The 24937-nt window shown below is 69.3% G+C and carries 22 protein-coding genes; 9 read left to right on the top strand and 13 right to left on the bottom strand.

The features are described 5' to 3' along the window. Positions 1–9 precede the first annotated feature (9 nt). Entirely contained in the window at positions 10–483 is a 474-nt protein-coding gene (locus L3Q65_RS04455) for an SRPBCC family protein (protein ID WP_182896058.1), read from the bottom strand. 23 nt (positions 484–506) lie between these two features. Here L3Q65_RS04455 and L3Q65_RS04450 point away from each other — a divergent pair, with 23 nt between their 5' ends. Further along, positions 507–1115, top strand: coding sequence for a TetR/AcrR family transcriptional regulator (locus L3Q65_RS04450; protein ID WP_182896059.1), 609 nt, complete (start codon positions 507–509; stop codon positions 1113–1115). A 725-nt stretch (positions 1116–1840) separates the two neighbouring features. Here the strand turns inward: L3Q65_RS04450 and L3Q65_RS04445 are convergent. Further along, a complete protein-coding gene (locus L3Q65_RS04445) occupies positions 1841–2179 on the bottom strand; it encodes a helix-turn-helix domain-containing protein (protein ID WP_182896060.1) in 339 nt (112 codons plus the stop codon). Positions 2180–2277: 98 nt separating this feature from the next. Between L3Q65_RS04445 and L3Q65_RS04440 the strand changes: the two genes are divergently transcribed. From L3Q65_RS04440 to L3Q65_RS04420, 5 genes are all read left to right on the top strand, one after another. Further along, positions 2278–2973, top strand: coding sequence for a DsbA family protein (locus tag L3Q65_RS04440; RefSeq protein ID WP_237598841.1), 696 nt, complete (start codon positions 2278–2280; stop codon positions 2971–2973). A gap of 243 nt (positions 2974–3216) precedes the next feature. Further along, positions 3217–3663 carry a DoxX family protein gene (locus L3Q65_RS04435; protein WP_182896061.1) on the top strand — a complete coding sequence of 149 codons (447 nt, stop codon included), beginning with the start codon at positions 3217–3219 and terminating at the stop codon, positions 3661–3663. Further along, positions 3660–4583: an EamA family transporter gene (locus L3Q65_RS04430; protein WP_237598840.1), complete on the top strand. Its 924-nt coding sequence runs from the start codon at positions 3660–3662 to the stop codon at positions 4581–4583. The genes L3Q65_RS04435 and L3Q65_RS04430 overlap by 4 nt, the downstream gene beginning before the upstream one ends. 14 nt (positions 4584–4597) lie before the next feature. Beyond that, positions 4598–8440, top strand: coding sequence for an amino acid adenylation domain-containing protein (locus L3Q65_RS04425; protein WP_237598839.1), 3843 nt, complete (start codon positions 4598–4600; stop codon positions 8438–8440). A 679-nt stretch (positions 8441–9119) separates the two neighbouring features. Further along, the gene (locus tag L3Q65_RS04420) at positions 9120–9725 is read left to right on the top strand and encodes a TetR/AcrR family transcriptional regulator (protein WP_182896065.1); all 606 of its coding nucleotides are present in this window, start codon (positions 9120–9122) and stop codon (positions 9723–9725) included. Positions 9726–9729: 4 nt separating this feature from the next. Here the strand turns inward: L3Q65_RS04420 and L3Q65_RS04415 are convergent, their stop codons facing one another. Next, positions 9730–10632 carry an NADP-dependent oxidoreductase gene (locus L3Q65_RS04415; RefSeq protein ID WP_237598838.1) on the bottom strand — a complete coding sequence of 301 codons (903 nt, stop codon included), beginning with the start codon at positions 10630–10632 and terminating at the stop codon, positions 9730–9732. Positions 10633–10722: 90 nt separating this feature from the next. Here L3Q65_RS04415 and L3Q65_RS04410 point away from each other — a divergent pair, with 90 nt between their 5' ends. Beyond that, positions 10723–11301: a TetR/AcrR family transcriptional regulator gene (locus L3Q65_RS04410; protein WP_182896067.1), complete on the top strand. Its 579-nt coding sequence runs from the start codon at positions 10723–10725 to the stop codon at positions 11299–11301. On the opposite strand, the gene L3Q65_RS04405 is transcribed toward L3Q65_RS04410, so the two are convergent. After that, the gene (locus L3Q65_RS04405) at positions 11248–12252 is read right to left on the bottom strand and encodes a YafY family protein (protein ID WP_237598837.1); all 1005 of its coding nucleotides are present in this window, start codon (positions 12250–12252) and stop codon (positions 11248–11250) included. The genes L3Q65_RS04410 and L3Q65_RS04405 overlap by 54 nt on opposite strands. Before the next feature lie 79 nt (positions 12253–12331). Here L3Q65_RS04405 and L3Q65_RS04400 point away from each other — a divergent pair, with 79 nt between their 5' ends. After that, positions 12332–12775 (top strand): nucleoside deaminase, encoded by a 444-nt coding sequence (locus tag L3Q65_RS04400; RefSeq protein WP_237598836.1) that lies wholly within the window; start codon positions 12332–12334, stop codon positions 12773–12775. Position 12776: 1 nt separating this feature from the next. Here L3Q65_RS04400 and L3Q65_RS04395 read toward each other — a convergent pair whose 3' ends face one another. Beyond that, positions 12777–13430, bottom strand: coding sequence for an NIPSNAP family protein (locus L3Q65_RS04395; protein ID WP_237598835.1), 654 nt, complete (start codon positions 13428–13430; stop codon positions 12777–12779). Positions 13431–13784: 354 nt separating this feature from the next. On the opposite strand from L3Q65_RS04395, the gene L3Q65_RS04390 reads away from it, so the two are divergent. Continuing rightward, positions 13785–14756 (top strand): chitinase, encoded by a 972-nt coding sequence (locus tag L3Q65_RS04390; protein WP_237598834.1) that lies wholly within the window; start codon positions 13785–13787, stop codon positions 14754–14756. Between the two features lie 483 nt (positions 14757–15239). Here the strand turns inward: L3Q65_RS04390 and L3Q65_RS04385 are convergent, their stop codons facing one another. The 8 genes from L3Q65_RS04385 to L3Q65_RS04350 form a co-directional block, all read right to left on the bottom strand. Continuing rightward, complete coding sequence (locus L3Q65_RS04385) at positions 15240–15509, bottom strand: hypothetical protein (protein WP_182896072.1); 270 nt, start codon at positions 15507–15509, stop codon at positions 15240–15242. 102 nt (positions 15510–15611) lie between these two features. After that, positions 15612–16217 (bottom strand): TetR/AcrR family transcriptional regulator, encoded by a 606-nt coding sequence (locus L3Q65_RS04380; protein WP_182896073.1) that lies wholly within the window; start codon positions 16215–16217, stop codon positions 15612–15614. A gap of 118 nt (positions 16218–16335) precedes the next feature. Further along, positions 16336–17502 carry an acyl-CoA dehydrogenase family protein gene (locus tag L3Q65_RS04375; protein ID WP_182896074.1) on the bottom strand — a complete coding sequence of 389 codons (1167 nt, stop codon included), beginning with the start codon at positions 17500–17502 and terminating at the stop codon, positions 16336–16338. Beyond that, on the bottom strand, positions 17499–19451 hold the full coding sequence (locus L3Q65_RS04370) for a biotin carboxylase N-terminal domain-containing protein (RefSeq protein ID WP_237598833.1): 1953 nt from the start codon (positions 19449–19451) through the stop codon (positions 17499–17501). Before L3Q65_RS04370 ends, L3Q65_RS04375 begins: the two co-directional genes overlap by 4 nt. Positions 19452–19456: 5 nt before the next feature. Beyond that, positions 19457–21058, bottom strand: coding sequence for an acyl-CoA carboxylase subunit beta (locus tag L3Q65_RS04365; protein WP_182896076.1), 1602 nt, complete (start codon positions 21056–21058; stop codon positions 19457–19459). Next, positions 21055–22248, bottom strand: a complete 1194-nt coding sequence (locus L3Q65_RS04360; RefSeq protein ID WP_237598832.1) for an acyl-CoA dehydrogenase family protein — start codon at positions 22246–22248, stop codon at positions 21055–21057. The genes L3Q65_RS04365 and L3Q65_RS04360 overlap by 4 nt, the downstream gene beginning before the upstream one ends. After that, the gene (locus tag L3Q65_RS04355) at positions 22203–23897 is read right to left on the bottom strand and encodes an acyclic terpene utilization AtuA family protein (RefSeq protein ID WP_237598831.1); all 1695 of its coding nucleotides are present in this window, start codon (positions 23895–23897) and stop codon (positions 22203–22205) included. The genes L3Q65_RS04360 and L3Q65_RS04355 overlap by 46 nt, the downstream gene beginning before the upstream one ends. Next, positions 23894–24685 (bottom strand): TIGR03084 family metal-binding protein, encoded by a 792-nt coding sequence (locus tag L3Q65_RS04350; protein ID WP_182896079.1) that lies wholly within the window; start codon positions 24683–24685, stop codon positions 23894–23896. Before L3Q65_RS04350 ends, L3Q65_RS04355 begins: the two co-directional genes overlap by 4 nt. Positions 24686–24937 lie beyond the last annotated feature (252 nt).

Raw genomic sequence — 24937 nt, 5'->3', positions numbered from 1 at the left:
GGGAGTCAATCACCGCGTCTCTCCGGACGACTCAAGCGCCGCCTTGGCCTGCCGCATCTCGTCCTCGACGTCCGGCCGCAAAGTCCGGCGCAAAACCGGCTCCGCGAACCACTTCGCCGGCCCCTTGAACCCGCACCGCACAGTCCGGGTGACCGCGGTGCGCTCGCCCGAGGCCACGCACACCCAGCTGGCGCTGAACTCGGAAACGAGATTGGCCAGCCGGTTCGCCGGGATCGGCGGCAGCCGCACGTCCACCCGCTCGTCCGAGGTGCGGGTCATCCGGGAAACCACCTTGACCGCCGGACCGGGAATGCCGGGAAGCTTGCTGCCGAAGCGAAACTCGGTGACGTCCCCGGCGCGCCGCACCCAGTCGATCGCACCGATCTTGCGGTCGACCGCGGCGTAGGCGCGGGGGTCCATCACGAACTCGAGCACGCGGTCCGCCGGGCAGTCGATCGTCTCAGTCACCTGAACCTCGACCATAGGAAAGAGAGTACTCTCTCACTATGGCGCGTTCAACTCCCGGCGTGACGAGGCAGCACCTGGTCGAAGCGGCCGCCCAGCTGTTCGCGGAACGGGGCTTCGGCAAAACCTCGACCGCCGACATCCAGCGCGCGTGCGGCCTCAACCCCGGATCCGGAGCGCTGTACAAACACTTCCCCTCCAAGCGGGCGCTGCTGGAGGAAATCGTGCAGCAGCATCTGGCGGGGATCAGCGACCGCAGCAGGCAAGCGGCAGCGGTGCCCGAAGCACCGGAGGAGGCGCTGCCCGTGCTCGCGCGGCTGGTTTGGGACAGCATGCGCCGGGACCGCGCCGCGCTGCGCATCATTTTCCGCGAACTCGAACCGTTTCCCGACCTGCTGGAACAAATGTGGCAAGGCGTGCTCGGCTCGGTCTACACCGTCGCGACGGAATGGATCGCCTCTGGCGTGCGCCGCGGCGACTTCCAGGTCGAGGACCCCGAAGCCACCGCGTCCGTGTTGCTCGCTTCCCTGACCTACTACCCGATTCTGGACGCACTCGTCGGGCACACCCCGGGCGATGTGGACGAGGAAGCCTTCCTTGCCGCGTGGACGCTGCAAGCCCGGCTTTCGCTCGGACTCAAGGACCGGTGAACCCCTGTCGCACGTGGTCCCGTGACCCGCGAACACCAGTTCTCCGTCGCTTTGGCCTGCTTCGCCGGAGGCCGCGTGTTCGCGGTCTTTGGCTCCGCGGGGCATGAGCACGGAATCGCCTGGCCGGATCAGGGTGCCGTCTCTTGCACCGGCCCGAACAATCTCGTCGCCGAGTTTCGACGCTTGCGCCGCAGGGCAATCCGCCCCTTCGAGCAAGCGTCCGACCTCGGCTTCGATCAGCGGGGGCACGCCCGACGCGATCTGGGCCGCGCTTCCGCAAACCACCGCCAGGCCGGGGTCGAGCATCGACGACGTGGCCGCGCTGCGCGGCCGAGCCGACGGTGCTGCCAGGTTCGCGTCGTTCTTGACGAACACTGGCACCTTGAGCCATTCGTTCAGCATGCCGGTCAGATCAGCGTGCGTCGTCGTCCAGAACACGTCGTCTCCCGCATCGGAACGGTCCGGCGCCTCGTCGGAATCCATCACTGCCGTCCTGAGGTTTCTCAGGTCGACGCGGATCGCCGACACGTTCTCGCCGCCGGTCCGCACGATGTCCTGGCAGCGGTCCGCCACGACGCGCTGGCCCTCTTCGTCGCGGTAGTACCCGGCGGTCGTCGCGGGCGAGCGGCAGACCGCCTCTCCGGACGGCGCCCCGACCGCGATGAGCGCGTTCGCCGGTGTCCTCAATGGACAGTTCGATGCCGGTTTCGGCACCCAGTCCAGCCTCAGTCGGCCCGCGGCGCGGGCTCGGCGACCCAGGTTTCGGCCCAGTCGGACAAGGCGTCGACCGCCGTCTGCAGTTGGTGGCCCTTCTTCGTCAGCACGTATTCGATGCGCACCGGGGTTTCGTCGTAGACGCGCCGTTCGACGATGCCTTCGTCCTGGAACTCGTGCAGGCGTTCGGCGAGCATCTTGTCGCTCAGGCCCGGAATGGCCTCACGGATGTCGCGGAAGCGGGTTTTGCCGTGGAGCATGGCGCGCAGCACCGCGCCGCTCCAGCGGCGCCCGATCAGTTCCACCGCGTGGTGGAAGAGCGGGCAGAAGGCTTCGGCGTTGCGGTCCACTTCACGACGTTAACGCTTGGTAAGCGACTTGACAAACGTGAGTGCTCCACCTTTACTAACGACTCGTTAGCGACTCACCGCATGGGTGGAGGTTGAGCGTGGCCGCGGAAGTTCTGATGCGCGCCGACCCGGGAGTGGTGACGGTCTGGTCCGACATCGGCTGTCCGTGGGCCACCCTGGCGTTGACCACGTTGCGCACCGCGGCGCGAAACCGGGGCCACGAGCCGCTGATCGACCACCGCGCGTTCCCGCTGGAGCTGTTCAACCGGCAGCCCACGCCGAAACTGATCCTCGACGCCGAGATCGTGGCGATCGCCGGGCGCCGGCCCGAGCTGGGTTGGCGGCTGTGGACGGGCGCCGAACACCAGTATCCGGTCACCACGTTGCCCGCCATGGAAGCGGTGCAGGCCGCGAAGCACCCCGACATCGGCGGGCTCGCCGCCTCCGACCAGTTCGACGAGGCTCTGCGGCACGCCTTCTACGTCGACGGCCGATGCGTCAGCCTGCACCCGGTCATCCTCGATGTCGCGGCCCAGTGCGATCGAGTGGACGAGTCCGCGCTGGCGGAGGCGCTCGCCCGCGGCGACGGGCGAGCGGAGATCTACCAGGATTGGGAGATCGCCCGCGGTCCGCGGGTGCAGGGCAGCCCGCACCTGTTCGCCTCCGGCGGATACGATCGGCACAATCCGGGCGCGACTTACCACTGGACCGCACCGCCCGGCAAGGGCTTTCCCTTATTGGAAGACTACTCGACCGAATGGGCGAACACCTTGCTGGATCAGCTCGACCGCTAACTGATCAATACACATTCCCCGTCGCTTTCCGGATTCCGGAATGGCGACGGGGAATTTTTTTCACGTAATTTCCGGACCCGTTCGGAAGTGTCACGGCATGGACACCTTTGGTTTACGTTCCAGGAAGACCAATTCTCCATGCGCCGGATCTAATCCTGGGCGTTCGATTCGAACGAACCGCCTGACGCGACGACGCGGCGGGCGGCATTTCAGTGCACCCCTAGTCCCCGGAGAGGTCTTCGCATGTCGTTTCCCGCCAGCCGGATCACGCCTGGTGTTCAGTCCGTTTTCCGCGTCGTTATCGGCTTCCTCTTCACGTGCCACGGTGCCGCGTCCCTGTTCGGCGTCCTCGGCGGCGCGGTGGGAACCCATGGCGGCACGGTCAGTTTCCCGACCTGGCCCGGATGGTGGGCAGCTGCCATTCAGCTGGCCTGCGGAATTCTCGTCATGATCGGCGCGGGCACGCGTGCCGCCGCGCTCCTGGCGTCCGGTTCGATGGCTTTCGCCTATTTCACCGTGCATTTCCCGCACTCGCCTTTTCCCATGGAGAACGAGGGTGAACCGTCCGCTTTGTACGCTTGGGCTTTCTTGTTGATCGCGGCGATCGGGCCGGGCCCCTGGACGGTTGTCGAATTGGTGCGCAAAATCGTGCGGACCGCTCCGGCGGCGCAGCCGGTCGGCGCCGAATGACGCACGAGACGCCGGTCGCGAACCGCGCGGCGGACCTCGCGCTGACCGCGCTCGGGCCGGCGGTGTGGGGCAGTACCTATCTGGTCACCACCGAACTGCTGCCGCCGGGCCGCCCGCTGCTCGCCGCGACGGTGCGCGCCCTGCCCGCGGGGCTCGCGCTGCTGGCGGCGGGCCGGACGTTGCCAACGGGCCGCTGGTGGTGGCGTGCGCTCGTGCTGGGCGTGGTCAACATCGGGGCGTTTTTCTTCCTGCTGTTCGTCGCCGCCTACCTCCTGCCGGGCGGGGTCGCCGCGGTGATCCTCACGCTGCAGCCGGTGCTCGTGCTGGTGCTCGCGGCGGTCGTGCTCGGCGACCGGATCCGCCTGGCCCAGGTCGTGGCTTGCGTCCTGGGCATCGGCGGAGTCGCGTTGCTCGTGCTGCAGCCGAGCGCGCGCCTCGACCCGGTCGGGGTGCTCGCCGGGCTCGGCGGCGCGGTGTGCATGGCGACCGGCATCGTGCTCACCAAGCGCTGGGGCCGCCCGGACGGGACGAGCCTGCTGACCTTCACCGGCTGGCAGCTCGCCGCGGGCGGGCTGGTGCTCGCACCGGCCACGCTGGCCGTCGAAGGCTTGCCCGGCCGGATCAGCGGCGCCAACGTCGCCGGGTTCGCCTATCTCGGCGTGGTCGGCGCGCTCATCGCGTACGCGCTGTGGTTCCGCGGCCTGGAGCGGCTGCCCGCGCTCGCGGTCTCCTTCCTGGCGTTCGCCAGCCCGCTGGTCGCCACCGTCCTCGGTTACCTCTTCCTCGATCAGTCCTTCACCCCATGGCAGGCCGTCGGCGCCGCCACCGTCGTCGGCGCCGTCGTCCTGGCGCAGCAACGGATCCGGCCCGCCCCCGGCACCACCAGACCGCTCGACCTCCCCGTCCCCCGCGAACTGTGAATCGGAGCAAGTCCATGCAGTCCCCCGACGCACTGGCACCCACCCCGACCGGGCCTCACCCCGTCGACATCGCCCGCACCCTGCCCGAACTCCTCGCCGACCGCGCCGCCGCCGCACCCGATCACCCCGCGGTGATCAGCGACGACGCCACGCTGACTGTCGCCGGCCTCTACCGCGCCGCCTGCCGCGTGGGCGCCGGGTTGCGCGCCCTCGGCGTACGCCCGGACGACCGGATCGGCGTCTACGCCGACCCGTCCCCGGAGCTGCTGGTCGCGATCTGGGGCATTCTCTGCTCCGGCGCCGCCTACCTGCCGCTGTCCCCCGACTATCCGGAAGACCGGATCCAGTACATGATCGCCGACGCGGACGTCCGCGTCGTGCTCACGCAGGACCACCTGCGCGACCGGCTGCGCGAATTCGCTTCGCCCGCAACGCGAATCGTCACGTCCGCCCAACTGCCCGAACCGAGCCCGGAGCCGCCTCGGGGCGCAGCAAGCCCGACCGGCCTGGCCTACGTCATCTACACCTCGGGCAGCACCGGACGGCCCAAGGGCGTGATGATCGAACACCGCAGCGTCCTGTCCCAGATGCGGTGGATGAACTACTTCGGGCACGTCGGCCCGCACACCGCCGTGCTGCAGAAGACCCCGGTCAGTTTCGACGCCGCACAGTGGGAAATCCTCGCCCCCGCGGTCGGCGGACGCGTCGTCGTCGGCGCGCCCGGCATCTACCGCGACCCCGAAGCACTCGTCGACACCGTCATCCGCCACGACGTGACCACCCTGCAGTGCGTGCCGACCCTCCTGCGCGCGCTGCTGGACACCGAGCGCTTCGCCGAATGCACCTCGCTGCAGCGCGTGTTCTCCGGCGGCGAAGCGCTGCCGGTCCCGCTCGCCCGCGAACTCCTGCGCACCGTGCCGGGGTGCTCGCTGGTGAACCTCTACGGTCCGACCGAGTGCACGATCAACGCCACGGCGCATCTGGTCGACCCGGACGACCTCGACGACGAGGCAGCGTCGGTGCCCATCGGCACCCCGGTCGACAACACCCAGTGCTACATCCTCGACGCCGACCTCGCGCCCGTCGACATCGGCGAGACCGGCGAACTGTACGTCGGCGGAGCCCAGCTGGCCCGCGGCTACCTCGGCCGGGCGGACCTGACCGGGGAGCGGTTCATCCCGTCGCCGTTCGTGCCGACCGAGCGGCTGTACCGCACCGGCGACCTCGTGCGCTGGAACCCGGACGGCACCATCCAGTTCTGCGGCCGGGCGGACAACCAGGTCAAGCTGCGCGGCTACCGCGTCGAACTCGAAGAGGTCACCCTCGCCGTCGAGAACCACACCTGGGTCCGGCAAGCCGCCGCCCTCGTCGCCGACGACCCGCGCACCGGGTCCCCGCAACTGATCGCCTGCGTCGAACTCAACCCCGCCGAAGCCGCCGTCATGGACCAGGGCAACCACGGCAGCCACCACCAGTCCAAGGCCAGCCGCCTCCAAGTCCGGGCGCAACTGGCCGACCCCGGCATCCGGGGCGAGGACCAGCTCGCCGGACGACCGGCGATCGCGCTTCCCGGCCGACAGGAAACACCGGAGCAGCGGCGGAAAGTGTTCGCCCGCAAGACCTACCGCTTCTACGACGGCGGCCCGACCACCCGCGACGACCTCCTGCGCCTGCTCGCCGCACCGGCGCCGCGACAGCCCCGCCCCCGCCAGCCGCGCGACCTCGGGCCCGCCGGGCTCGGCGCCATCCTGCGCTGGTTCGGCCAGTTCCACAGCGAGCAGCGCCTGCTGCCCAAATACTCCTACGCCTCCCCCGGATCGCTCTACGCCGCCCAGCTCTACCTCGAACTGTCCGGTGTGGACGATGTCCCGGACGGGGTGTACTACTACCATCCCGCCGACCACCGGCTGGTGCTGATCTCCGCAGCCGCCGCCGGGCACCCCGGAATCCGGATCCACCTCGCCGGGCGGCACGGCGCCATCGAACCGGTCTACCGCAACAACATCCGCGAGGTCCTGGAAATCGAAGCCGGGCACCTGATCGGCGTCTTCGCCGACATCCTCCCTGACCACGGACTCGCCGTCCGCCCCGCGCACCACGACCCCGCCGCGAAAAACCGGCTCGACATCGCCGACGAGGACCACTACCTCGGCACCTTCGACATCGTGCCGGACGACGGCGAGACCCCTTGGCTCGCCGACACCGAGATCTACGTGCAGGCCCATCCGGGCGCGATCGCCGACCTGCCCGCCGGCCAGTACCGCTGCACCGACGGCAGGCTGGAACGGCTCGGCGACGAACTCCTCCAGGCCAAGCACGTCATCGCCATCAACCAGCAGGTCTACGCCCGAGCCAGCCTCGGCATCAGCGCGGTCAGCCGCGCCCGGCAGCCCTGGCTGCGCTACGTCGTCCTCGGCACCGCTCTGCACCAGCTCCAAAGCAACGACCTCGGCTTCGGGTTCATGTCGTCGGGCTACAGCTCGGAAACCGGCCACCCGCTGCCTGCCGCCCGCCGCCTCGACGACATCCTGACCCGCCACGGCATCGAACCCGGGCCGTCGTACTTCTTCGTCGGCGGCCGCGTCAGCGCCGACCAGCTCCGCGGCGAAGACATGCGCGAAGACGCCGTGCACATGAAGGGACCCGCTGAACTCATCCGCGACGAACTCGCCGCCACCCTGCCCGACTACATGATCCCGAACCGGGTGCTGGTCCTCGACCGCCTGCCCCGCACCGCCAACGGCAAAATCGACACCGCCGCGCTCGCCCGCTCCGAACAGGTCACCGCCGCCGGCACGGCCACCGCCTACGTCGCCCCGGCCACCCCGACCGAACAGCGCCTCGCCAAACTGTGGGGCGCCGCACTCCGCTACGCCGAAGTGTCCACAATGGACGACTTCTTCGCCGTCGGCGGGAACTCGCTCGTGGCGGTCAAACTGATCAACACCGTCAACGCCGAACTCGGCACGCAGCTCCCGATCCAGGTCCTGTTCGAGGCACCCCGCCTCGCCGACCTCGCCGCCCGCATCGACGACGACCACGACATCCCCGTCTCCCGGACAATTCCGCTGCACGCCGGCGGCACCGGGACCCCAGTGTTCTGCTGGCCCGGTCTCGGCGGCTACCCGATGAACCTGCGCGCCCTCGGACAGGAATCCGGGCGCCCCTTCCACGGAATCCAAGCCCACGGCATCAACCCCGGCGAAACCCCGTTCGCCACGATCGCCGAGACAGCCGCGGCCGATCTCGCCGAGATCCGCCGGGTCCAGCCCGAAGGACCGTATTCGCTGTGGGGCTACTCCTTCGGCGCCCGCGTCGCCTTCGAAACCGCCTGGCAGCTCGAACAAGCCGGCCAGCAAGTCCGCGAACTCGTCCTGATCTGCCCCGGCAACCCCACCGTCAGCGCCGGGCGCCGCAACGACCGCACCGCCAGCTACCGCAACCCCGTGTACGTCACCATCCTCTTCTCCGTCTTCACCGGCCGGATCGACGGCCCAGAACTCGACGACTGCCTCGCCCACGCCCACGACGAGGACAGCTTCGCCGACGCGATCGCCCGGCACCGCCCAGGCCTTGACGAGGACACCGTCCGCCGCATCATCCGCATCGTCGCCCAGACCTACCAGTTCGACTACACCTTCGACGAACTCTCCCAACGCCGCCTGGCCGCCCCCGTCACACTCCTCAAAGCGACCGGCGACGACTACTCCTTCATCGAAGAAACCACCGGCTACAGCGCCGCCCCGCCCCGCGTCGTCACTCTCGCCGCCGATCACTACGAAGTCCTCCGCGAACCCGCGGTACACGACCTCGTCGCTGCGATCAACGGAGCTGCACCTGCCACCGCGGCCCGGTAACCGGCACGACGCGGTGGTACCGGCGCCCTCGTGCTGGCACCGGTACCACCGCGTCGATCCGCTGCTCTCGGCAGTCACGCCTCGGTTCCGGCCTTCTGGCGACTTGCGCGCCGCGCTTCGCGCGACCGCCGCCTGGCTCGAAGTTTTCCTGGTCGGGCCATCGCGTCAGCTGGGCGGTGGTCCGGTGCCTGAGTCGCTGGTCACCACGCTCATCCCACTGGACGCCCTCGCATCGTCTCCGGGCGTGCCGACCCGCCGCCGATGACTTCGCAGTGCCGCGTCCTGGGCCTACTCCCTGTCCAGGGCCGAACCGCGCCCGTCCGGATCGTGCAGCCGGTCCCCGAAGAGCGCGTTCCGGGTCCGCAACCGGTTGCGGGCCGTTTGCGGGTGCACGCCGCGGCTTCAGCACCGTATAAATCAGGCCAACGCCATGGTCCAGCCTCGATCGACCTTGGTTCCGGCACCCCGGAGGCCGTCTTCGGCGACTGCACGGCGGGCGCTCACGCCCACCGAAACGTGCTGTTTCTCCCGGCCAGAGCCACCGGGCTCGGACACGCTCACCGGCAGGTCATCCTCGATTCAGAGACGCATCACCGGACTCCGCACTGAGCGAGCGCTTACACTCGACATACGACGGGCGGACTCACCGGCCGGCGCGGGACTAGAGGAGGATCGCCGGATGACCACGCTCTCGGCCGACCTGTGGCCCGACGTGCAGCCTGAGACCGCGCGCCGGCTGATGCTCGCCGGGGTGGAGTCGTTCGCCGAGCGCGGCTACCACGCCACCACCACGCGGGACATCGCCGGTGCGGCCGGGATGAGCCCGGCCGCGCTGTACGTGCACTTCCCGTCCAAAGCCGCGCTGCTGTTCGCGATCAGCCGCAACGGTCACGAGCAGACGCTCGCCCTCGTCGAGGACGTCATCGGGCGCGTCACCGGCCCGGTGGAGCGGATGCGGCTGCTCGTCGAGGATTTCGTCGCCTGGCACGCGCGGCGGCACACGGTCGCGCGGGTAGTGCAGTACGAGCTGAATGCGTTGCCGGAGAAGGAATATCTAGTGGTCGCGCAGCTTCGGCGGAAGATCGAGCAGCGGGTGCGCGAGGTGATCGCCGACGGGGTCGAGTCCGGTGCGTTCACCGTCGCCGACGTCGGGATCGCGGCGCGCGCGGTGCTGTCGCTGGGTGTCGACGTCGCGCGCTGGTACAGCGAACGGACCCGGCAGACGCCCGCCGAACTCGGCAAGGAGTACGGCGAACTCGTCCTCCGCATGCTCGGCGCGAAGTAGCGAGCTAGAGCGCCAGCACCAGCTTGCCCCGGGCCTGCCGCGACTGGCTCAGTTCGAGCGCGGCCCGCCAGTCGTCCAGCGGGAAAACCCGGGACACCGGAATCGAAAACCTTCCTTTCGCCGCCAGCGACGCGAACTCGCCGAGGATGTCGTAGCGCGGCTGAACGCCCGAGCTGACAATGGTCTGGACCCCCGGCTGGTCCGAGCCGAGGTCGAGCGTCAGCACGTGTCCGGGTTCCTTGACCGTGCGCACGAGTTCGGCGACCTTGCCGCTGAACGGCGCCGCGTCCAGCACGCGATCGACCGGTCCCCCGGCCAGCGCCGTCACGCGTTCGGCGATTCCGTCCTGGTAGCCGGTGACTTCCGCGCCGGCCGAGCGGAGCGCCGCGGCGTGCGTCTCGCCCGCGGTGACGATCACGCGTGCCCCGCGCAGAAGCGCGATCTGTGCCGCGGCGAACCCGGTGGTGGTGCCCGCGCCGTGCACGAGCAGGGTGCCGGAGCCGAGCGCGTCGAGCGCCGCGTAAGCCGTTCCGACCGCCATCGGCAAAGCTGCGGCGTGGACCGCGTCGAGCCCGTCCGGCCGCGGGAACCACGTGTCGAGCAGCGCCTGCTCAGACGCGCCGGCGGTCGGGCCGGTGAAAGGCGCGGTACCGAAAACCGGGTCGCCGATCTCGACGCCAGTCACGCCTCCGCCGAGCGCGTCGACCGTGCCGGACACCTCCAATCCGATGCCGCGCGGCAGGTCGCCGGCGAACAGGCCCTCGCACAACGCCCAGTCCGCCGGGTTCACGCCGCACGCCTGGACCGCGACGCGGATCTGGCCCGGCCCGGATTCGGGGGCCGCGGCGTCCTCGACCCGCAGTACCTCGGCAGCGCGGCCGTGCTCATGGAAACGAAGGGTGCGCATCTGGGTTGTCTCCTCGCAAGTGATGACAGAAGCTGTCGTCACTGACGCTACCAGAGTGATGACAGCATCTGCTGTCGCTACACTGGCCGCATGGCGCGATGGGAGGGCAACACCCGGAACCGGCTCGAGCAGGCCGCGCTGGCGTTGTTCGAGGAACAGGGCTACGACCGCACGACCGTCGCGCAGATCGCCCAGCGCGCGAATCTCACCGAGCGGTCGTTCTACCGCTGGTTCGCGGACAAGCGGGAAGTCCTGTTCGGCGGCAGCCAGGAACTGGAAACCGAATTCGTCACCGCGATCGGCGCCGTCCCGCCCGGCACACCCGCGCTGCCAACGCTATTGGCCGCCTTCGCCACCGCGCCGCGGGTATTCCGTCCGCGCGAATTCCTACTGCGCCGAGCGACGGTGATCGCGGCCAATCCCCCGCTGCGCGAACGGGAATTGATCAAGCTCGTCACCATTTCGGAAGCTCTCGCCACCGCGTTGCGGGAGCGAGGCATCGACCCCGAAACAGCCAGGTTGGCCACTGACCTCGGGCTGTCCGTCCTGCGACTGGCCACTGAACGCTGGATGGCCGAGGAACACCGTGACGGCAAGGGTTTCCCCGAGGCGCTGTCAGCTGCCGCCGCGGATCTGCTCGTCGTCGCCACCAGCGGAATTCCGTCCTGACGTCGCTCGCGCGAATCGTTGCGCGATGCGCGCCAGGCGGTCCGTCAATTCCGGCGGCGCGTCCTCCACCACGAAGTCGAATTCCCACTGCGCGAGATAAAACGGAATGTAGTCGAAGGTTTTCGCGCCGGTCCGCATCCGGCAGGTTTCGTTGTCAATCGGCTCGATCACCGCTGTTGTCGGGGAAACCCGCGCCGCCAGTATTTCCGCCGGAGCCGACACCCGCAGCGTCACGATGTGCGGATACGGCGCGGTCGCGATCCGGCTCGACACATAGGCAGCGAGGTCTTCGGCCGGTGGTTCCCTTGGCGTGAAACGGAAACTGGGCACCGGGAGACCGTCGATGCGGTCCAGCCGAAAGGTGCGCCAGTCGTCGCGGCCGAGGTCCCACGCGACGAGGTACCAGCGCCAGCCGGTGTGCACGAGCCGCAGCGGTTCCACGTCGCGTTCGGCCACCGCGCCCGCGTGCGTGCCGTAGGTGAACCGCAGCCGCTCGTGGTCCCGGCACGCGGCCGCCACCACGGTGAGCAGCTCCGCGTCGATCGTCGGCGCGCCGCCCGGGATCCGGACCATCGCCGAATCCATCGCCCGCACCCGGTGCCGCAGCCGCGCGGGCAGCACCTGTTCGAGCTTCGCCAGCGCCCGCACGGACGTCTCCTCGATGCCCGACACGGTCCCGTTCGCCGCCGTGCGCAGGCCGACCGCCACCGCGACCGCCTCGTCGTCGTCCAGCAGCAGCGGCGGCAGCGCGGCGCCGGAACCCAGCCGGTACCCGCCCGCGACCCCCGGTGTCGCGTGCACCGGGTAGCCGAGCTGCCGCAGCCGTTCGACGTCGCGGCGGATCGTCCGGATGTCCACCCCCAGCCGGCCCGCGAGGTCCGGACCAGGCCAGTCGCGGCGCGCCTGCAGCAGCGAGAGCAGGCGCAACAGGCGTTCGGAGGTTCCGTACATGCCGAGCACTCTGCCACGCTTCGCGGACAGCTCCGGTCCTCGATCGCCGGGACCTCGCCGCGCCGTGCGAAAGTGACGCATGCTCGACGACCTGCTCGCTGTCGCCCGCGAAGAGGCGGAAACCGGAAAAGCCGAGGGCGGCGTGCCGATCGGCGCGGCCCTGTTCGACCGCGACGGGAAGCTGCTCGGCCGCGGCCACAACCGCCGCGTCCAGGACGGCGACCCGTCCCTGCACGCCGAAACCGCCGCGTTCCGCGCCGCGGGCCGCCGGCCGCACTACCGCGACACGATCATGGTCACCACGCTGTCGCCGTGCTGGTACTGCAGCGGGCTGGTCCGGCAATTCGGCATCCCGCACGTGGTGATCGGCGAATCGCGCACCTTCACCGGCGGCCACGGCTGGCTCGCCGCCCACGGCGTCCGCATCGACCTCCTCGACGACCCCGCCTGCGTCGCGCTGATGACGGACTTCATCGAACGGGAACCGGCGCTCTGGTTCGAGGACATCGGCGAACCGACGTGACTCACGCCAGCGGCGAAAACTCCGTCGGCACCGCGATGATCGAGTCCGCGTCGAGAATCTCCTCCGGCGCGCCCGGCGGCGGCCACATCCCCTTCGCGTAGAGATCGCGGCGGATCGCGAGCCGTTCGTCGAGGCTCGAGAACGGCCAGATCTGGATGATCCGGTCCGGGCCGTCGAGCGCGTACATCACCACGGTCAGCGGGTCGACCAGATGCCGCGCGGGCAACGCTTCGCGCCAGCCGTCGATCGTCGCGGTCAGGCCGCCCGGCCGGAGGTGGTAGTCGCGGATTTCGTAGACCGAGCCGTACTTGCCCGGCCGGACCGGCGGCACGAACGGGAACGGCGCGTAGCTCCGCAGCGACAGGTCGGTCAGATACTCGCCGCCGAACGGTGCTCGGCTGTGCCGGGCGCGCAACCGTTCCTCGTCCAGCGCTTGCTGATTCTCGAATCCGCGCAGCACGACCAGCCTGCCGAGCGGGCCGTTCTCCGTCTGCCAGCAGCCGAGCAGTTCGCCGTGCCCCTCGACCCACGGCAGCACGCCCTCGGCGGCTTTCGGCCCGTCGAGCAGCTGGAACGACAGAATCGCCAGCTCGTACCGGACGGCCTGCTGTTCCGGGGCGACGTCGGCGCCACTGATCCGGACCGGTTCGGTCATGACGCTCCCGTTCGTCCGAAATTCGCGCTGGTATCGCTCCCTTCCCATCGTGACACGGCATTCCGCCCGTGCAGTCCGGGCAGTTCCGTCCGCACCCGGTTTGCCCTCGCGTCCACGCACCGCTTCCCGATAGTCCCGCTCACCGGCGCCCCGGAACCTCCCGGCGACCTCGGCCACCTCGGTGAGGTTTTTTCCCACCCCCGCTCCCGTCTTGACACTTCTCAATGGTCTAGTCCATTGTGACTGCGCACACACTCCCCCGAGTGCCTGCGGGGCGCCGCCGCCACGTCCGGCTTCGCCAGGTGCTCCGATGACGCGTGCCGCCGGGTGCGCGTTTCCCCCGTTGGAGGACCCATGAAATCCTTGCGCCGCACCAGTTCCCGCCGGAAACTCGCCGGCCGGATCGGCGTACTGGCGCTCGCCGCGGGCGCCGCTTTGTCCACCGCGACCGGCACCGCATCAGCCGCGGGCGACCCGGTCCTCGCGGCCCCGTACCTGTACCAGTGGGGCGGCCAGAGCGACCCGTCGGCCGCGATGGACGCGACCGGCGTCAGCGCGTTCACCCTCGCGTTCATGCTTTCCGGCGGCGGCTGCGCCCCCGCCTGGGACGGCAACCGCCCGCTCGACGGGACCGACGCCGCGATGATCCAGAAGATCCGCGCCGCGGGCGGCGACGTGATCCCGTCGTTCGGCGGCTGGCAGGGCAACAAACTGGGCCCGAACTGCGGGTCGCCGGAGGAATTGGCCGGCGCGTACCAGCAGGTGATCGACGCCTACGACCTCAAGGCGATCGACCTCGACATCGAGAACACCGACGAGTTCGAGAACGCGGCCGTGCAGGACCGGATCCTCGGCGCGGTCAAGATCGTCAAGGAGAAGAACCCTGGTGTGCGCGTTGTGATCACCATGGGCACCACGCCGCAGGGCCCGAACGACTGGGGCAAGCGCCTGGTCACGCAGGCGAAGGCGCTCGGCGCGGACGTCGACGTGTGGTCGCTGATGCCCTTCGACTTCTCCGACGGCGGCGACATGGTCGCGATGACGAAATCCGCGGTGGACGGCCTGGTCGGAGAACTGAAGTCGACGTTCGGCTGGGACGACGCGACCGCCTACCACCGCGCTGGTCTCTCGTCGATGAACGGCAAGACCGACCGGGCGGGCGAGGTCGTGTCGGTCGCGGACTTCACCGCGATCCGCGACTGGGCCGCGGAGCACCACCTGGGGCGCGTGACGTTCTGGGCGACCAACCGGGACTGCGGCGGGTGCAGCGGGATCGACCAGGAGAACTACGCGTTCACGAAGGTCGTGGCCGGGTACAACGGCTGACCTGCGCGACGCTGAGAGCGATCAGACCGCGCTGCGCTGAACTGGCGGCGGCTCAGCCGGCCGGATCGGGCTGAGGCTCGGCCCGATCCGGATTTAGCCGAGCGGCGACTTGGCTGAGCCGTGCCAGGCAGCGGCGACTCGCCAGCCTGGCCCAAGCTGGGCGACGGGTTCGGCCGATTCGGGCCGAACCAGGCAACTGTTCGCCGTCTGGATCGAACTGACGGCTCGGCTGAGCCGTGCATTACAGGCAGCGGTGCAGAGCCGACCCGAGCCAAGGCAACGGCAGTTCGAGCAGCGTCTAGCGAGGCAATTCATCGGGTCGGCCAAGCTCGCGCCCCGGTGGACCGAACCACCGCCTCGCGCACGCCCGCATCGAGGCCGTCCGGCCTGGCGGAGCGCGGCGACGGGGACCTTCCCGCCCGGGAGGTCCCCGTTCTGCCGTCCGTCACGCTATGCGTACGGGTACGGCCGAACGAGTGAAGATCAGGCCGCGGCGGTAACCGAGAGCGCGGCCGCCCCGGCCTCGGTCAGCTCAGCGGGGACCCGGCCCGCGGCGGTGACTCCCGTGCCCGGACGGACGTAGCCGCCCTTGGCGAGCGCGTGTGCGGTCATCTGGTCGCAGCAAGCGAAACCGTCGACGAACAGGTCGGGCTCGCAGCTGGTGGACATCTCCGCGCGCTGTTGCGCGACCGCCTTGAGCATGGCCATCGCGCGATGGGTCAGCTCGACGGTCACCCCTTCTGAACCGGACACCGGGATCGCCTTCTTCCTCGTGGGCTACTTACTCAACGTTATCGCCCATTGGGCCGAATGTGTTAACAACCACACTGTAGCAATGCGGGAATGTGACGAGGACTAGACCTGTTCGGTTCCCGCGAGGCGAGACTCGAGCGTCCGAGCCCACTCGCGCACGATCTGCTCGCGGCGGCGGGTGTCGTCGGTGAGGAGGTTGGCGAGGCCGAGCCCGCGCCCGAGGTCGAGAGTGGCCTGGACCAGTTCGCGCACGCCCGGCTGAGCCTCGTCGACCCCGAGCAGTTCGACCGCGACCCGGTGCGCCTCCCGCCCGACGCGCGCCTCCAGCGGCACGAGCACGTCGCGCAACTGGTCGTCGGTCGACGCGACGGCCCACAGCTGCAACGCGGCGCGGAACATCGGCCCGGTGTAGAGGGTCAGCAACATCTCGACGACCCACTCGATCCGCGACGACCCGCCCGGCGAACCGGCCGCGCGCGTGCGCAGTTCGTCCAGCTGAGCCTCGCCGAGCAGTTCGACCGCCGCGGCGACCAGCGCTTCCCGGGTCGGGAAGTGATGCTGCGCGGCGCCTCGGGAGACCCCGGCCCGCTCGGCGATGACCGCGACGGTGACTCCGTGCCAGCCCCGCTCGCCAATGCAGTCCATCGCGGCTTCGATCAGCCGCCGCCGGGTGGTGCGGCTGCGTTCTTGTTGCGGTTCGCGGAGCATCAGGCCGCACCTGCCCCGCTCCCGCACAAGTCCGTGAGGGGAACCCTCAGGGACTCCGATTCCCTCACGGACCGCGGCCAAGGCCCGCGCCGGACGCACCTCATGACTTCACCACTGCTCAGTACGACTTCGGCAGCCCGAGGCTGTGCTGCCCCACGAAATTCAGCACCATCTCGCGGCTCACCGGCGCGATCCGGCCCAAACGCACCGCCGTCACCAGGCTGCCCAGGCCGTATTCGGTCGCCAGGCCGTTTCCGCCGTGGGTTTGCACTGCCTGGTCCACCGCCCGGATCGCGACCTCCGCCGCCGCGTATTTCGCCATGTTCGCGGACTCGCCCGAGGCGAAATCGTCGCCCGCGTCGTACAGCGAGGCTGCCTTCTGCGTCATCAGTTTCGCCAGCTCGAGTTCGATTTTCACCTGTGCGAGCGGATGCGCGAGACCCTGGTGCGACCCGATCGGCGCGCCCCACACCTGGCGTTCGTTGGCGTAGCCGACTGCCTTGTCCAAGGCGTACCTCGCGGTGCCCAGCGAGAACGCCGCGCCCATGATCCGCTCCGGGTTCAGGCCCGCGAACAACTGCGCGATCGCCGCGTCCTCCTCGCCCACCAAGGCTTCCGCGGGCAGCCGCACATCGTCCAGGAACAGCGAGAACTGGTTTTCCGGCGCGACGATGTCCATGTCGATCTTGGTGAACTCGAACCCGGGCGTGTCCGTCGGCACCACGAACAGCGCGGGCTTCAGACGCCCGGTCTTCGCGTCCTCGGTGCGGCCGACGACGAGCACCGCGTCCGCCTCGTCGACCCCCGAGATGTACACCTTGCGACCGGACAGCACCCAGTCGCCGCCGTCCCGGCGGGCGGTCGTCGTGATCTTGTGCGAATTGGATCCGGCGTCCGGTTCGGTGATCGCGAAGACGATCTTCTTGCTGCCGTCCGCCATTCCGGGCAGCCACTGCTTTTTCTGGTCCGGCGTGCCGAACCGCGACAGCACCGTCCCGACGATCGCCGGCGACACCACCATCAGCAGCAACGGCGAACCCGCGGCCGCGAATTCCTCCAGCACCGCGGCGAGATCCGCGATCCCGGCTCCCCCGCCGCCGTATTCCTCCGGCAGGTTCACACCCAGGTAGCCGAGCCGTCCGGCTTCGTTCCACAGCTCGTCGGTCTTCTCGCCCGCGCGGGCTTTCTTCGCGTAGTACTCGTGCCCGTACTTGCCCGCCAGGTCGGCCGCGGCCTTCCGCAGCGCCACCCGCTCTTCGGGCTCGACGAAGTTCATCGCGTTCATTCGGTCTCTCCCACCACAGCCAGCACCGCGCCTACCTCGACCTGTTGCCCGACCTCGACCGGCAGTTCGGCGACCACGCCGTCCGCCGGGGCCGAGATCCGGTGTTCCATCTTCATCGCTTCCAGCCACAGCAACGGATCGCCTGCCCGCACACTGTCCCCTGCGGACACTGCGAGCCGCACGACGGTGCCCGGCATCGGTGCGAGCAGCGAGCCCGCAGCCAGTGCCGAATCGGGATCGGCGAACCGCGGTTCGGCGGTCAACGCTACCGGACCCAGTGGCGAATCCACATAGGACACCGCGCCGTGCCGGGCGACCGCGAAGGTCCGGCGGACACCGGCGACGTCGAGGACGACCTGGTTCGGCGTGGCGGCGACCAGGGCGACGTCGTCGTAGCCTTCGGCACGCAGACCGTCGCGGGTCAGCGAGTAGCCGACCTCGTAACGGTTGTCTCCCTTGGCGAACACCTTGCGCTGACCGGCGGAGCGGACGTTGCGCCAGCCGCTGGGCAGCCGTCCCAGAGTGGTCGCATTAGCTCGGTTTCCGGCGGCATCGGCCAGCGCGGCAGCCAGCGCGGACCAGCGTTCGGTGTCCACAGTGGCCAGCGGTGCGGCCAAAGTGTCCAGTCCGTGCCGGTCGAAGAACGCGGTATCGGTTTCTCCGGCCAGGAAAGCCTCGTGACGCAGGATCCGGACCAGCAGGTCCCGGTTGGTCACCACACCGTGGATCTTCGCACCAGCCAACGCACCGGCGAGTCGACGCGCGGCCTCCGCCCGTGTAGGCGCCCAGGTGATGACCTTCGCCAGCATCGGGTCGTAGTGGACGCCGATCACCGAACCGGATTCCACGCCGGAATCCAGGCGCAGTCCGGAACCGTGGATGAACTCGCGGTCCACTCCGGACAGTTCGAAAGTGTGCAGCGTTCCGCTCTGCGGCTGCCATCCAGCTGAGGGGTCTTCGGCGTACAGGCGGACTTCGATCGAATGTCCGTTGGCAGCAGGCGGTTCGGCAGGCAACCGATCCCCCTCGGCCACCGAGAGCTGCAACGCCACCAGGTCCAGTCTGGTGACGTTCTCGGTCACCGGATGCTCGACCTGCAGCCGCGTGTTCATCTCCAGGAAGTAGAACCGGCCATCCGGACCGGCCAGGAATTCGACCGTTCCCGCGCCGACGTAGTCGATCGCCTGCGCGGCCTTGCGTGCCGCGTCGAACAACTCCGCCCGCATGGCATCGTCCACGAAGGGCGATGGCGCTTCCTCGACCACCTTCTGGTGCCGACGCTGGATGGAGCACTCCCGCTCCCCTACCGCCCAGACAGTGCCGTGCGAGTCGGCGAGCACCTGGACCTCGATGTGCCGTCCGGTTTCGAGGTACCGCTCGCAGAACACCGTCGGGTCGCCGAACGCGGACCCAGCTTCCGCGCGAGCGCTTTCCACGGCTTCGGCCATCTCGTCCAGCGAGCGGACCACTCGCATGCCGCGGCCGCCGCCTCCGGCGGAAGCCTTGACCAGCAACGGAAGATCGGAGTCGGTCACCGACGCGGGGTCCAATTCGGACAGCACCGGGACTCCGGCGGCGGCCATCAGCCGTTTCGACTCCACTTTGGAGCCCATGGTCTCGATCGCCGCGGGCGGCGGGCCGATCCAGGTCAGTCCGGCGTCGAGCACCGCGCGGGCGAAGCCGGCGTTTTCGGAAAGGAAGCCGTACCCGGGGTGGATCGCGTCGGCACCGGCGTCCGCCGCGGCTTTGACGATCAGTTCGCCGCGCAGATACGTCTCGCCCGGTGCGTTGCCCGGCAACCGGACGGCGAGGTCGGCTTCCCGCGCGTGCGGCGCGTCGGCGTCCGCGTCGGAGAACACCGCGACGGTGCCGATTCCGGCGTCCCGGCAGCTGCGGAACACCCGGCGGGCGATTTCGCCCCGGTTGGCGACCAGCAGATTCTGGATCATGGCCCTCACATCCGGAAGACGCCGAAGCCGCCTTCGACGCCGTTGACTGGTCCGTTGTGGATCGCCGACAAGCTCAGCCCGAGCACCGTGCGGGTGTCGCGCGGGTCGATGATGCCGTCGTCGTAAAGCATGCCGGAAAGGAACATCGGCATCGATTCCGCCTCGATCTGGTTTTCCACCATGGCGCGCATCGCGGCGTCGTTTTCCTCGCTGTACTCCTGGCCCCGGCTCGCCGCCGCGGCACGGGCCACAATGGACAGCACGCCGGCCAGCTGCGCCGGCCCCATCACCGCGGATTTCGCGCTCGGCCACGCGAACAGGAACCGAGGATCGTAGGCCCGGCCGCACATCCCGTAGTGCCCGGCTCCGTAGGACGCTCCCATGAGGACGGACAGGTGCGGCACCTTCGAGTTCGACACCGCGTTGATCATCAGCGCGCCGTGCTTGATGATGCCGCTCTGCTCGTATTCCTTGCCGACCATGTAGCCGGTCGTGTTGTGCAGGAACACCAGCGGCGTGTCGATCTGGTTGGCCAGCTGGATGAACTGCGCGGCCTTCTGCGATTCCTCGCCGAACAGCACGCCCTGCGCGTTGGCCAGGATCCCCACCGGATACCCGTGGATGTTCGCCCAGCCGGTGACCAGGCTCGGCCCGTACAGCGGCTTGAACTCGTCGAAGTCCGAACCGTCCACGACGCGCGCGATCACCTCGCGCGGGTCGAACGGGATCTTCAGGTCGGTCGGCACGATGCCGAGCAGGTCTTCGGCGTCGAACAGCGGTTCGGCGTAGTCCGGCTTGGGAGCCGGACCCTGTTTGGTCCAGTTGAGCCGCTTGATGATGCCGCGGCCGAGCCGGATCGCATCCTCCTCGTCGACCGCGAGGTAATCGGCCAGCCCGGAGGTCCGCGCGTGCATTTCCGCGCCGCCAAGGGATTCGTCGTCGGATTCCTCACCGGTCGCCATCTTGACCAGCGGCGGTCCGCCGAGGAACACCTTCGCGCGTTCCTTCACCATCACGACGTAGTCGGACATGCCGGGCAGATACGCGCCGCCCGCCGTGGAGTTGCCGAACACCAGCGCGACAGTCGGCACCTTCGCCGCCGAAGACCGGGTGATGTCCCGGAAGATCCGGCCGCCGGGAATGAAGATTTCCTTCTGAGTCGGAAGATCCGCGCCGCCGGACTCGACCAGGTTGATCACCGGCAGCCGGTTCTGCGCCGCGATGTCCGCCGCCCGGAACGACTTCTTCGTCGTCCACGGGTTGCTCGCGCCGCCCTTGACCGTCGGGTCGCTGGCCGAGATCAGGCATTCGACCCCTTCCACGACGCCGATCCCGGTGATCACGCTCGCGCCGACCCGGTAGTCCGAACCCCACGCGGCCAGCGGCGACAGCTCCAGGAACGGCGAATCCTCGTCCAGCAGCAATTCGATCCGCTCGCGCGCCAGCAGTTTCCCGCGCTTGCGGTGGCGTTCGACGTACTTTTCCCCGCCGCCGGCGACCGCCTTGGCCTGTTCGGCGTCGATCTCCGCGAGCTTCTCCAGCATCGCCTCGCGGTTCGCGGCGAACTCGTCGGCGCGTGTGTCCACTGTGGACCTGATAGTGGTCATGCGGTGTATCCCAATCGCTTCGCGGCCAGTCCGGTGAGGATTTCGGTGGTGCCGCCGCCGATGCCGAGAATACGGACGTCGCGGTAGTGCCGTTCCACTTCGGACTCGCGCATGTAGCCGAGCCCGCCGTGCAGCTGCACCGCCTCGTTCACGACCCATTCGGCGGCCTGCACCGCGGTGTTCTTCGCGAAGCACGCCTCGGCGATCACTTCTTCGCCGGACACGTGCCGGAGCGCGACCTGCCGGGCGTACGTCCGCGCGACGTCGACCTTGCAGGCCATCTCGGTGAGCTTGTGCTGCACCAGCTGCCGCGAGATCAGCGGACGGCCGAACGTCTCGCGCATCCGGCACCAGTCCAGCGTCAAATCCAGTGCCCGCTGCGCGTGCGCATACGCCTGCACCGCAAGCGAAAGCCGTTCGGTGACGAACTGCGTGGCCACTTGGGCGAACCCGCTGTTTTCCGCGCCGACCAAGTTCTCCGCCGGAACCCGGACGTCTGCATAAGACAGTTCCGCGGTGTCCGAAGCCGCCCAGCCCATCTTCTCCAGCTTGCGCGACACCGTGAACCCAGGAGTCCCGCGCTCCACCACGATCAACGAAAGGCCGTGCGCACCCGCTTCGCCGGTTCGGACCACTGTGGTCACGAAGTCCGCGCGACACCCGGAGGTGATGAACGTCTTGGCCCCGTTGATCACGTACTCGTCGCCCTCGCGCACCGCCGTGGTGCGGATCCCGGCGACATCGGAGCCGCCGTCCGGTTCCGTGACGGCCAGCGAACCGATCTTCTCGCCTTCGAGCGTCGGCCGCACCCAGCGTTCGATCTGCACCGGGTCGCCGGCCTCGACAATGTGCGGCACCGCGATCCCGCAGGTGAACAGCGACGCGAACAGCCCGCCGGACCCGCCCGCATAGTGCATTTCCTCTGCGACCACGAGCGCGTCGAGGTAATTGCCGTCGCCGCCGCCCGCGGATTCGGGGAACGCGACCCCGAGCAGGCCCAGCTGCCCCGCCTTGCGATGCAGGTCGCGCGGCAGTTCCCCGGCCCGCTCCCAGTCGTCCAGGTGCGGCAGCACGTCCTTCTCCACGAACCGGCGCACCGTCGCGCGCAGTTCGGTGCGTTCCGGCGTGCGGAACGGATCCTCGGTCACAGCAGCGCCTCCGGGACGTCGAGTTCGCGCGCCCGCAGCCATTCGCCGAGCGCCTTCGCCTGGGGATCGAACCTGGCCTGCGAAGCGACGCCGTCGCCGAGAATGCCCTCGACCACGAAGTTCATCGCCCACAGGTTCGGCAGCAGATGCCGGGTGACCGGCAGTCCTTCGGTTTCCGGCAGCAGACGGCGGAATTCCCCGACCGTCAGCCGGTGCACGAGCCAGCGCCACGCTTCCTCGGAGCGCACCCATACGCCGAGGTTCGCGTTGCCGCCCTTGTCGCCGCTGCGCGCCCCGGCGACGAGCCCGAGCGGAACCCGGCGCACCTTGTCCGCCCGCAACGGTTCCGGCAGCGCCGGTTCGTCCGCTTCAGACAGAGCAACCGTCTCGGAAGCGGGCGCGATGTCCACCTTGGACCCGTCCGGCAGCACCGCGACGTGCGGAACCGCGGCAGCGTCGACAAAGGCCGCCGAATAGACTCCGAACGGCGCAGCGTCCGAAGGCGGTGCGGTGACGTGGAATCCCGGGTAGCTCGCGAGCGCCAGCTCGATCGCCGCTCCGCTGAACGCGCGTCCGGCGATCTTCGGATCGTTGTCCTTCACCGCGACGTGCAGCAGCGCGCTGGCGCGTTCCTCGGTGTCGGCGTCCGCGTGATCAGTGCGGGCAAGGGTCCACCGGACCTCCGCGGGCGGACGCTTCGCCAGCGCACCCTCCAGCTGTTCCTTTACCAGCGCGGCTTTCTCTTCGATGTCCAGTCCAGTAAGGACGAACGTCGTCTCGTTCCGGAAGCCGCCGAGCCGGTTGAGGCACACCTTCAACGTCGGCGGCGGCGCTTCCCCGCGAACCCCGCTGATCCGCACCCGGTCCGGCCCGTCGTCCGACAATGACAGCGTGTCGAATCGCGCCGTCACATCGGGATTCGCATACCGCGCACCGGTAATCTCGTACAACAGCTGCGCCGTAACGGTCCCGGTATTGACCACGCCACCGGTGTCCGGATGCTTCGTGATCACACTCGACCCGTCCGCGTGGATCTCCGCGAGCGGGAATCCCGGCACTCCGATTGGCTGTTCCCGGAAGAACGAGTAGTTCCCGCCAGTCGCCTGCGCACCGCACTCGATGACGTGGCCCGCCGCGACCGCCCCGGCGAGCGCGTCGTAGTCGTCGCGAGCCCAGCCGAAATGCGCCGCCGCCGGTCCGACGATCACCGACGCGTCCGTGACCCGCCCGGTCACCACCACCTCCGCACCGGCCTTGAGGCATTCCGCGATGCCCCAAGCGCCGAGATAAGCGTTGGCAGTCAACGGTTTCTCGAAGCCGAACTCTTCCGCACGCGCGATCAGGTCGTCGCCTTCGACATGCGCGACGCTCACGTCGAGACCGAGCTTCGCGGCCAGTTCGCGCAACGCATCCGCCAGCCCGGCCGGATTGAGCCCGCCCGCGTTCGCGACGATCCGGACGCCCTTTTCCTTGGCCAGCCCGAGGTTCTCCTCCATCTGCCGGAGAAACGTCTTGGCGTAGCCGCGCGCCGGGTCCTTCATCCGGTCTCGGCCGAGGATGAGCATGGTCAACTCGGCGAGATAGTCGCCGGTCAAGACGTCGAGCGGGCCGCCGGTCAGCATTTCCCGCACGGCGGAGAACCGGTCGCCGTAGAACCCGGACGCGTTCCCGACGCGCAACGGCGCGCTCACGCGAACTGCCCCGGCTCGCGCCCCGCCCCGGGCGGCCCGGCGAACGCCTGCGCGATGCCCAGCCATTCCTCGACATCCGCACCGGTCGCGACGAGATCAGTGTCCGCCGGATGCCGCCGCTGCGTCGCGACCAGGCAAAAGTCGAGCGCACTGCCGGTCAGCCGCTGCTCCGCGTCCTCCGGCCCGAACGCCCAGGTGCTGCCGTCCGGCGCGGTCAACTCGACCCGGAACTCCTCGGTCGGCGGCGCGAGAGAGTGGAGTTTGTACGCGAAATCGCGCGTACGCGTGCCGAACCGGGCGATGTGCCACAGCCGTTCGGCAGGTTCGCGAGTGACGCCGAGCGCGTCGGCGATGTCCTGTCCATGCGCCCAGGTCTCCATCATCCGCGCGGTCGCCATGGACGCCGCGCTCATCGGCGGCCCGTACCAGGGAAGCTTCTGCCCCTCCGGCACCTTGGCAAGCGCCTCGGCGAGCGCGGCCCGTCCCGCGCGCCACTGCGCCAGCAACTCGTCCGGCGGCAGCTGAGCCCCGTCCTCGGCACCCTGGTCGACGTAGTTTTCGCCGATGCTCAACAGGTTTTCGACCTCGGACTGCCAGTCCTCCGGCCTGCTCGCGGAGATCAGCGATTTGCCGTCGGTCCACGCCAGATGCGCCACCTGGTGCGCGATGCTCCAGCCAGGCGCGGGCGTCGGCCGCGCCCACCCCTCGGCGGGCAACCCGGCAACCAGGTCGTCGACCGCCTGCGATTCGGCCGCGAGATCCCGGAGGATCCCCGCGAGATCAGCCATTCCTGCGCCTCCCTGCGTCCGCCGCACCACCTCGTGCGGACCCAGCGTGACCCCTGGCGACAGAAAAATCAAGCGCGCCTGATTGTTTTTGCCCACCCGCACCAAGCCCGCGAGGGACCCCTGCCCAGATGTGGATTCCCTCAAGGAGCCCTTCCCGGACCACCGCCCGCCCACCGGATGCGCCCCAATGCCACATTGGGTGCGTCCCACGCACCGAACGCCACATTGGGTGCGTCAGACGCACCCAATGCC

The organism is Amycolatopsis sp. FU40 (genome assembly GCF_021903635.1).
In the GTDB taxonomy this organism is placed as follows: Bacteria; Actinomycetota; Actinomycetes; order Mycobacteriales; family Pseudonocardiaceae; genus Amycolatopsis; species Amycolatopsis dendrobii.
The sequence above is the reverse complement of the archived record's forward strand: the minus strand, read 5'-3'. Positions and strand labels throughout refer to the sequence as shown.

What these genes read in the sequence shown, in the direction of transcription:
- L3Q65_RS04455 (WP_182896058.1), bottom strand. Translation starts at nt 483, where the DNA reads ATGGTCGAGGTTCAGGTGACTGAGACGATCGACTGCCCGGCGGACCGC.
- L3Q65_RS04450 (WP_182896059.1), top strand. Translation starts at nt 507, where the DNA reads ATGGCGCGTTCAACTCCCGGCGTGACGAGGCAGCACCTGGTCGAAGCG.
- L3Q65_RS04435 (WP_182896061.1), top strand. Translation starts at nt 3,217, where the DNA reads ATGTCGTTTCCCGCCAGCCGGATCACGCCTGGTGTTCAGTCCGTTTTC.
- L3Q65_RS04430 (WP_237598840.1), top strand. Translation starts at nt 3,660, where the DNA reads ATGACGCACGAGACGCCGGTCGCGAACCGCGCGGCGGACCTCGCGCTG.
- L3Q65_RS04425 (WP_237598839.1), top strand. Translation starts at nt 4,598, where the DNA reads ATGCAGTCCCCCGACGCACTGGCACCCACCCCGACCGGGCCTCACCCC.
- L3Q65_RS04420 (WP_182896065.1), top strand. Translation starts at nt 9,120, where the DNA reads ATGACCACGCTCTCGGCCGACCTGTGGCCCGACGTGCAGCCTGAGACC.
- L3Q65_RS04415 (WP_237598838.1), bottom strand. Translation starts at nt 10,632, where the DNA reads ATGCGCACCCTTCGTTTCCATGAGCACGGCCGCGCTGCCGAGGTACTG.
- L3Q65_RS04410 (WP_182896067.1), top strand. Translation starts at nt 10,723, where the DNA reads ATGGCGCGATGGGAGGGCAACACCCGGAACCGGCTCGAGCAGGCCGCG.
- L3Q65_RS04405 (WP_237598837.1), bottom strand. Translation starts at nt 12,252, where the DNA reads ATGTACGGAACCTCCGAACGCCTGTTGCGCCTGCTCTCGCTGCTGCAG.
- L3Q65_RS04400 (WP_237598836.1), top strand. Translation starts at nt 12,332, where the DNA reads ATGCTCGACGACCTGCTCGCTGTCGCCCGCGAAGAGGCGGAAACCGGA.
- L3Q65_RS04395 (WP_237598835.1), bottom strand. Translation starts at nt 13,430, where the DNA reads ATGACCGAACCGGTCCGGATCAGTGGCGCCGACGTCGCCCCGGAACAG.
- L3Q65_RS04390 (WP_237598834.1), top strand. Translation starts at nt 13,785, where the DNA reads ATGAAATCCTTGCGCCGCACCAGTTCCCGCCGGAAACTCGCCGGCCGG.
- L3Q65_RS04380 (WP_182896073.1), bottom strand. Translation starts at nt 16,217, where the DNA reads ATGCTCCGCGAACCGCAACAAGAACGCAGCCGCACCACCCGGCGGCGG.
- L3Q65_RS04375 (WP_182896074.1), bottom strand. Translation starts at nt 17,502, where the DNA reads ATGAACGCGATGAACTTCGTCGAGCCCGAAGAGCGGGTGGCGCTGCGG.
- L3Q65_RS04370 (WP_237598833.1), bottom strand. Translation starts at nt 19,451, where the DNA reads ATGATCCAGAATCTGCTGGTCGCCAACCGGGGCGAAATCGCCCGCCGG.
- L3Q65_RS04365 (WP_182896076.1), bottom strand. Translation starts at nt 21,058, where the DNA reads ATGACCACTATCAGGTCCACAGTGGACACACGCGCCGACGAGTTCGCC.
- L3Q65_RS04360 (WP_237598832.1), bottom strand. Translation starts at nt 22,248, where the DNA reads ATGGCTGCGGGCGCGCGAACTCGACGTCCCGGAGGCGCTGCTGTGACC.
- L3Q65_RS04350 (WP_182896079.1), bottom strand. Translation starts at nt 24,685, where the DNA reads ATGGCTGATCTCGCGGGGATCCTCCGGGATCTCGCGGCCGAATCGCAG.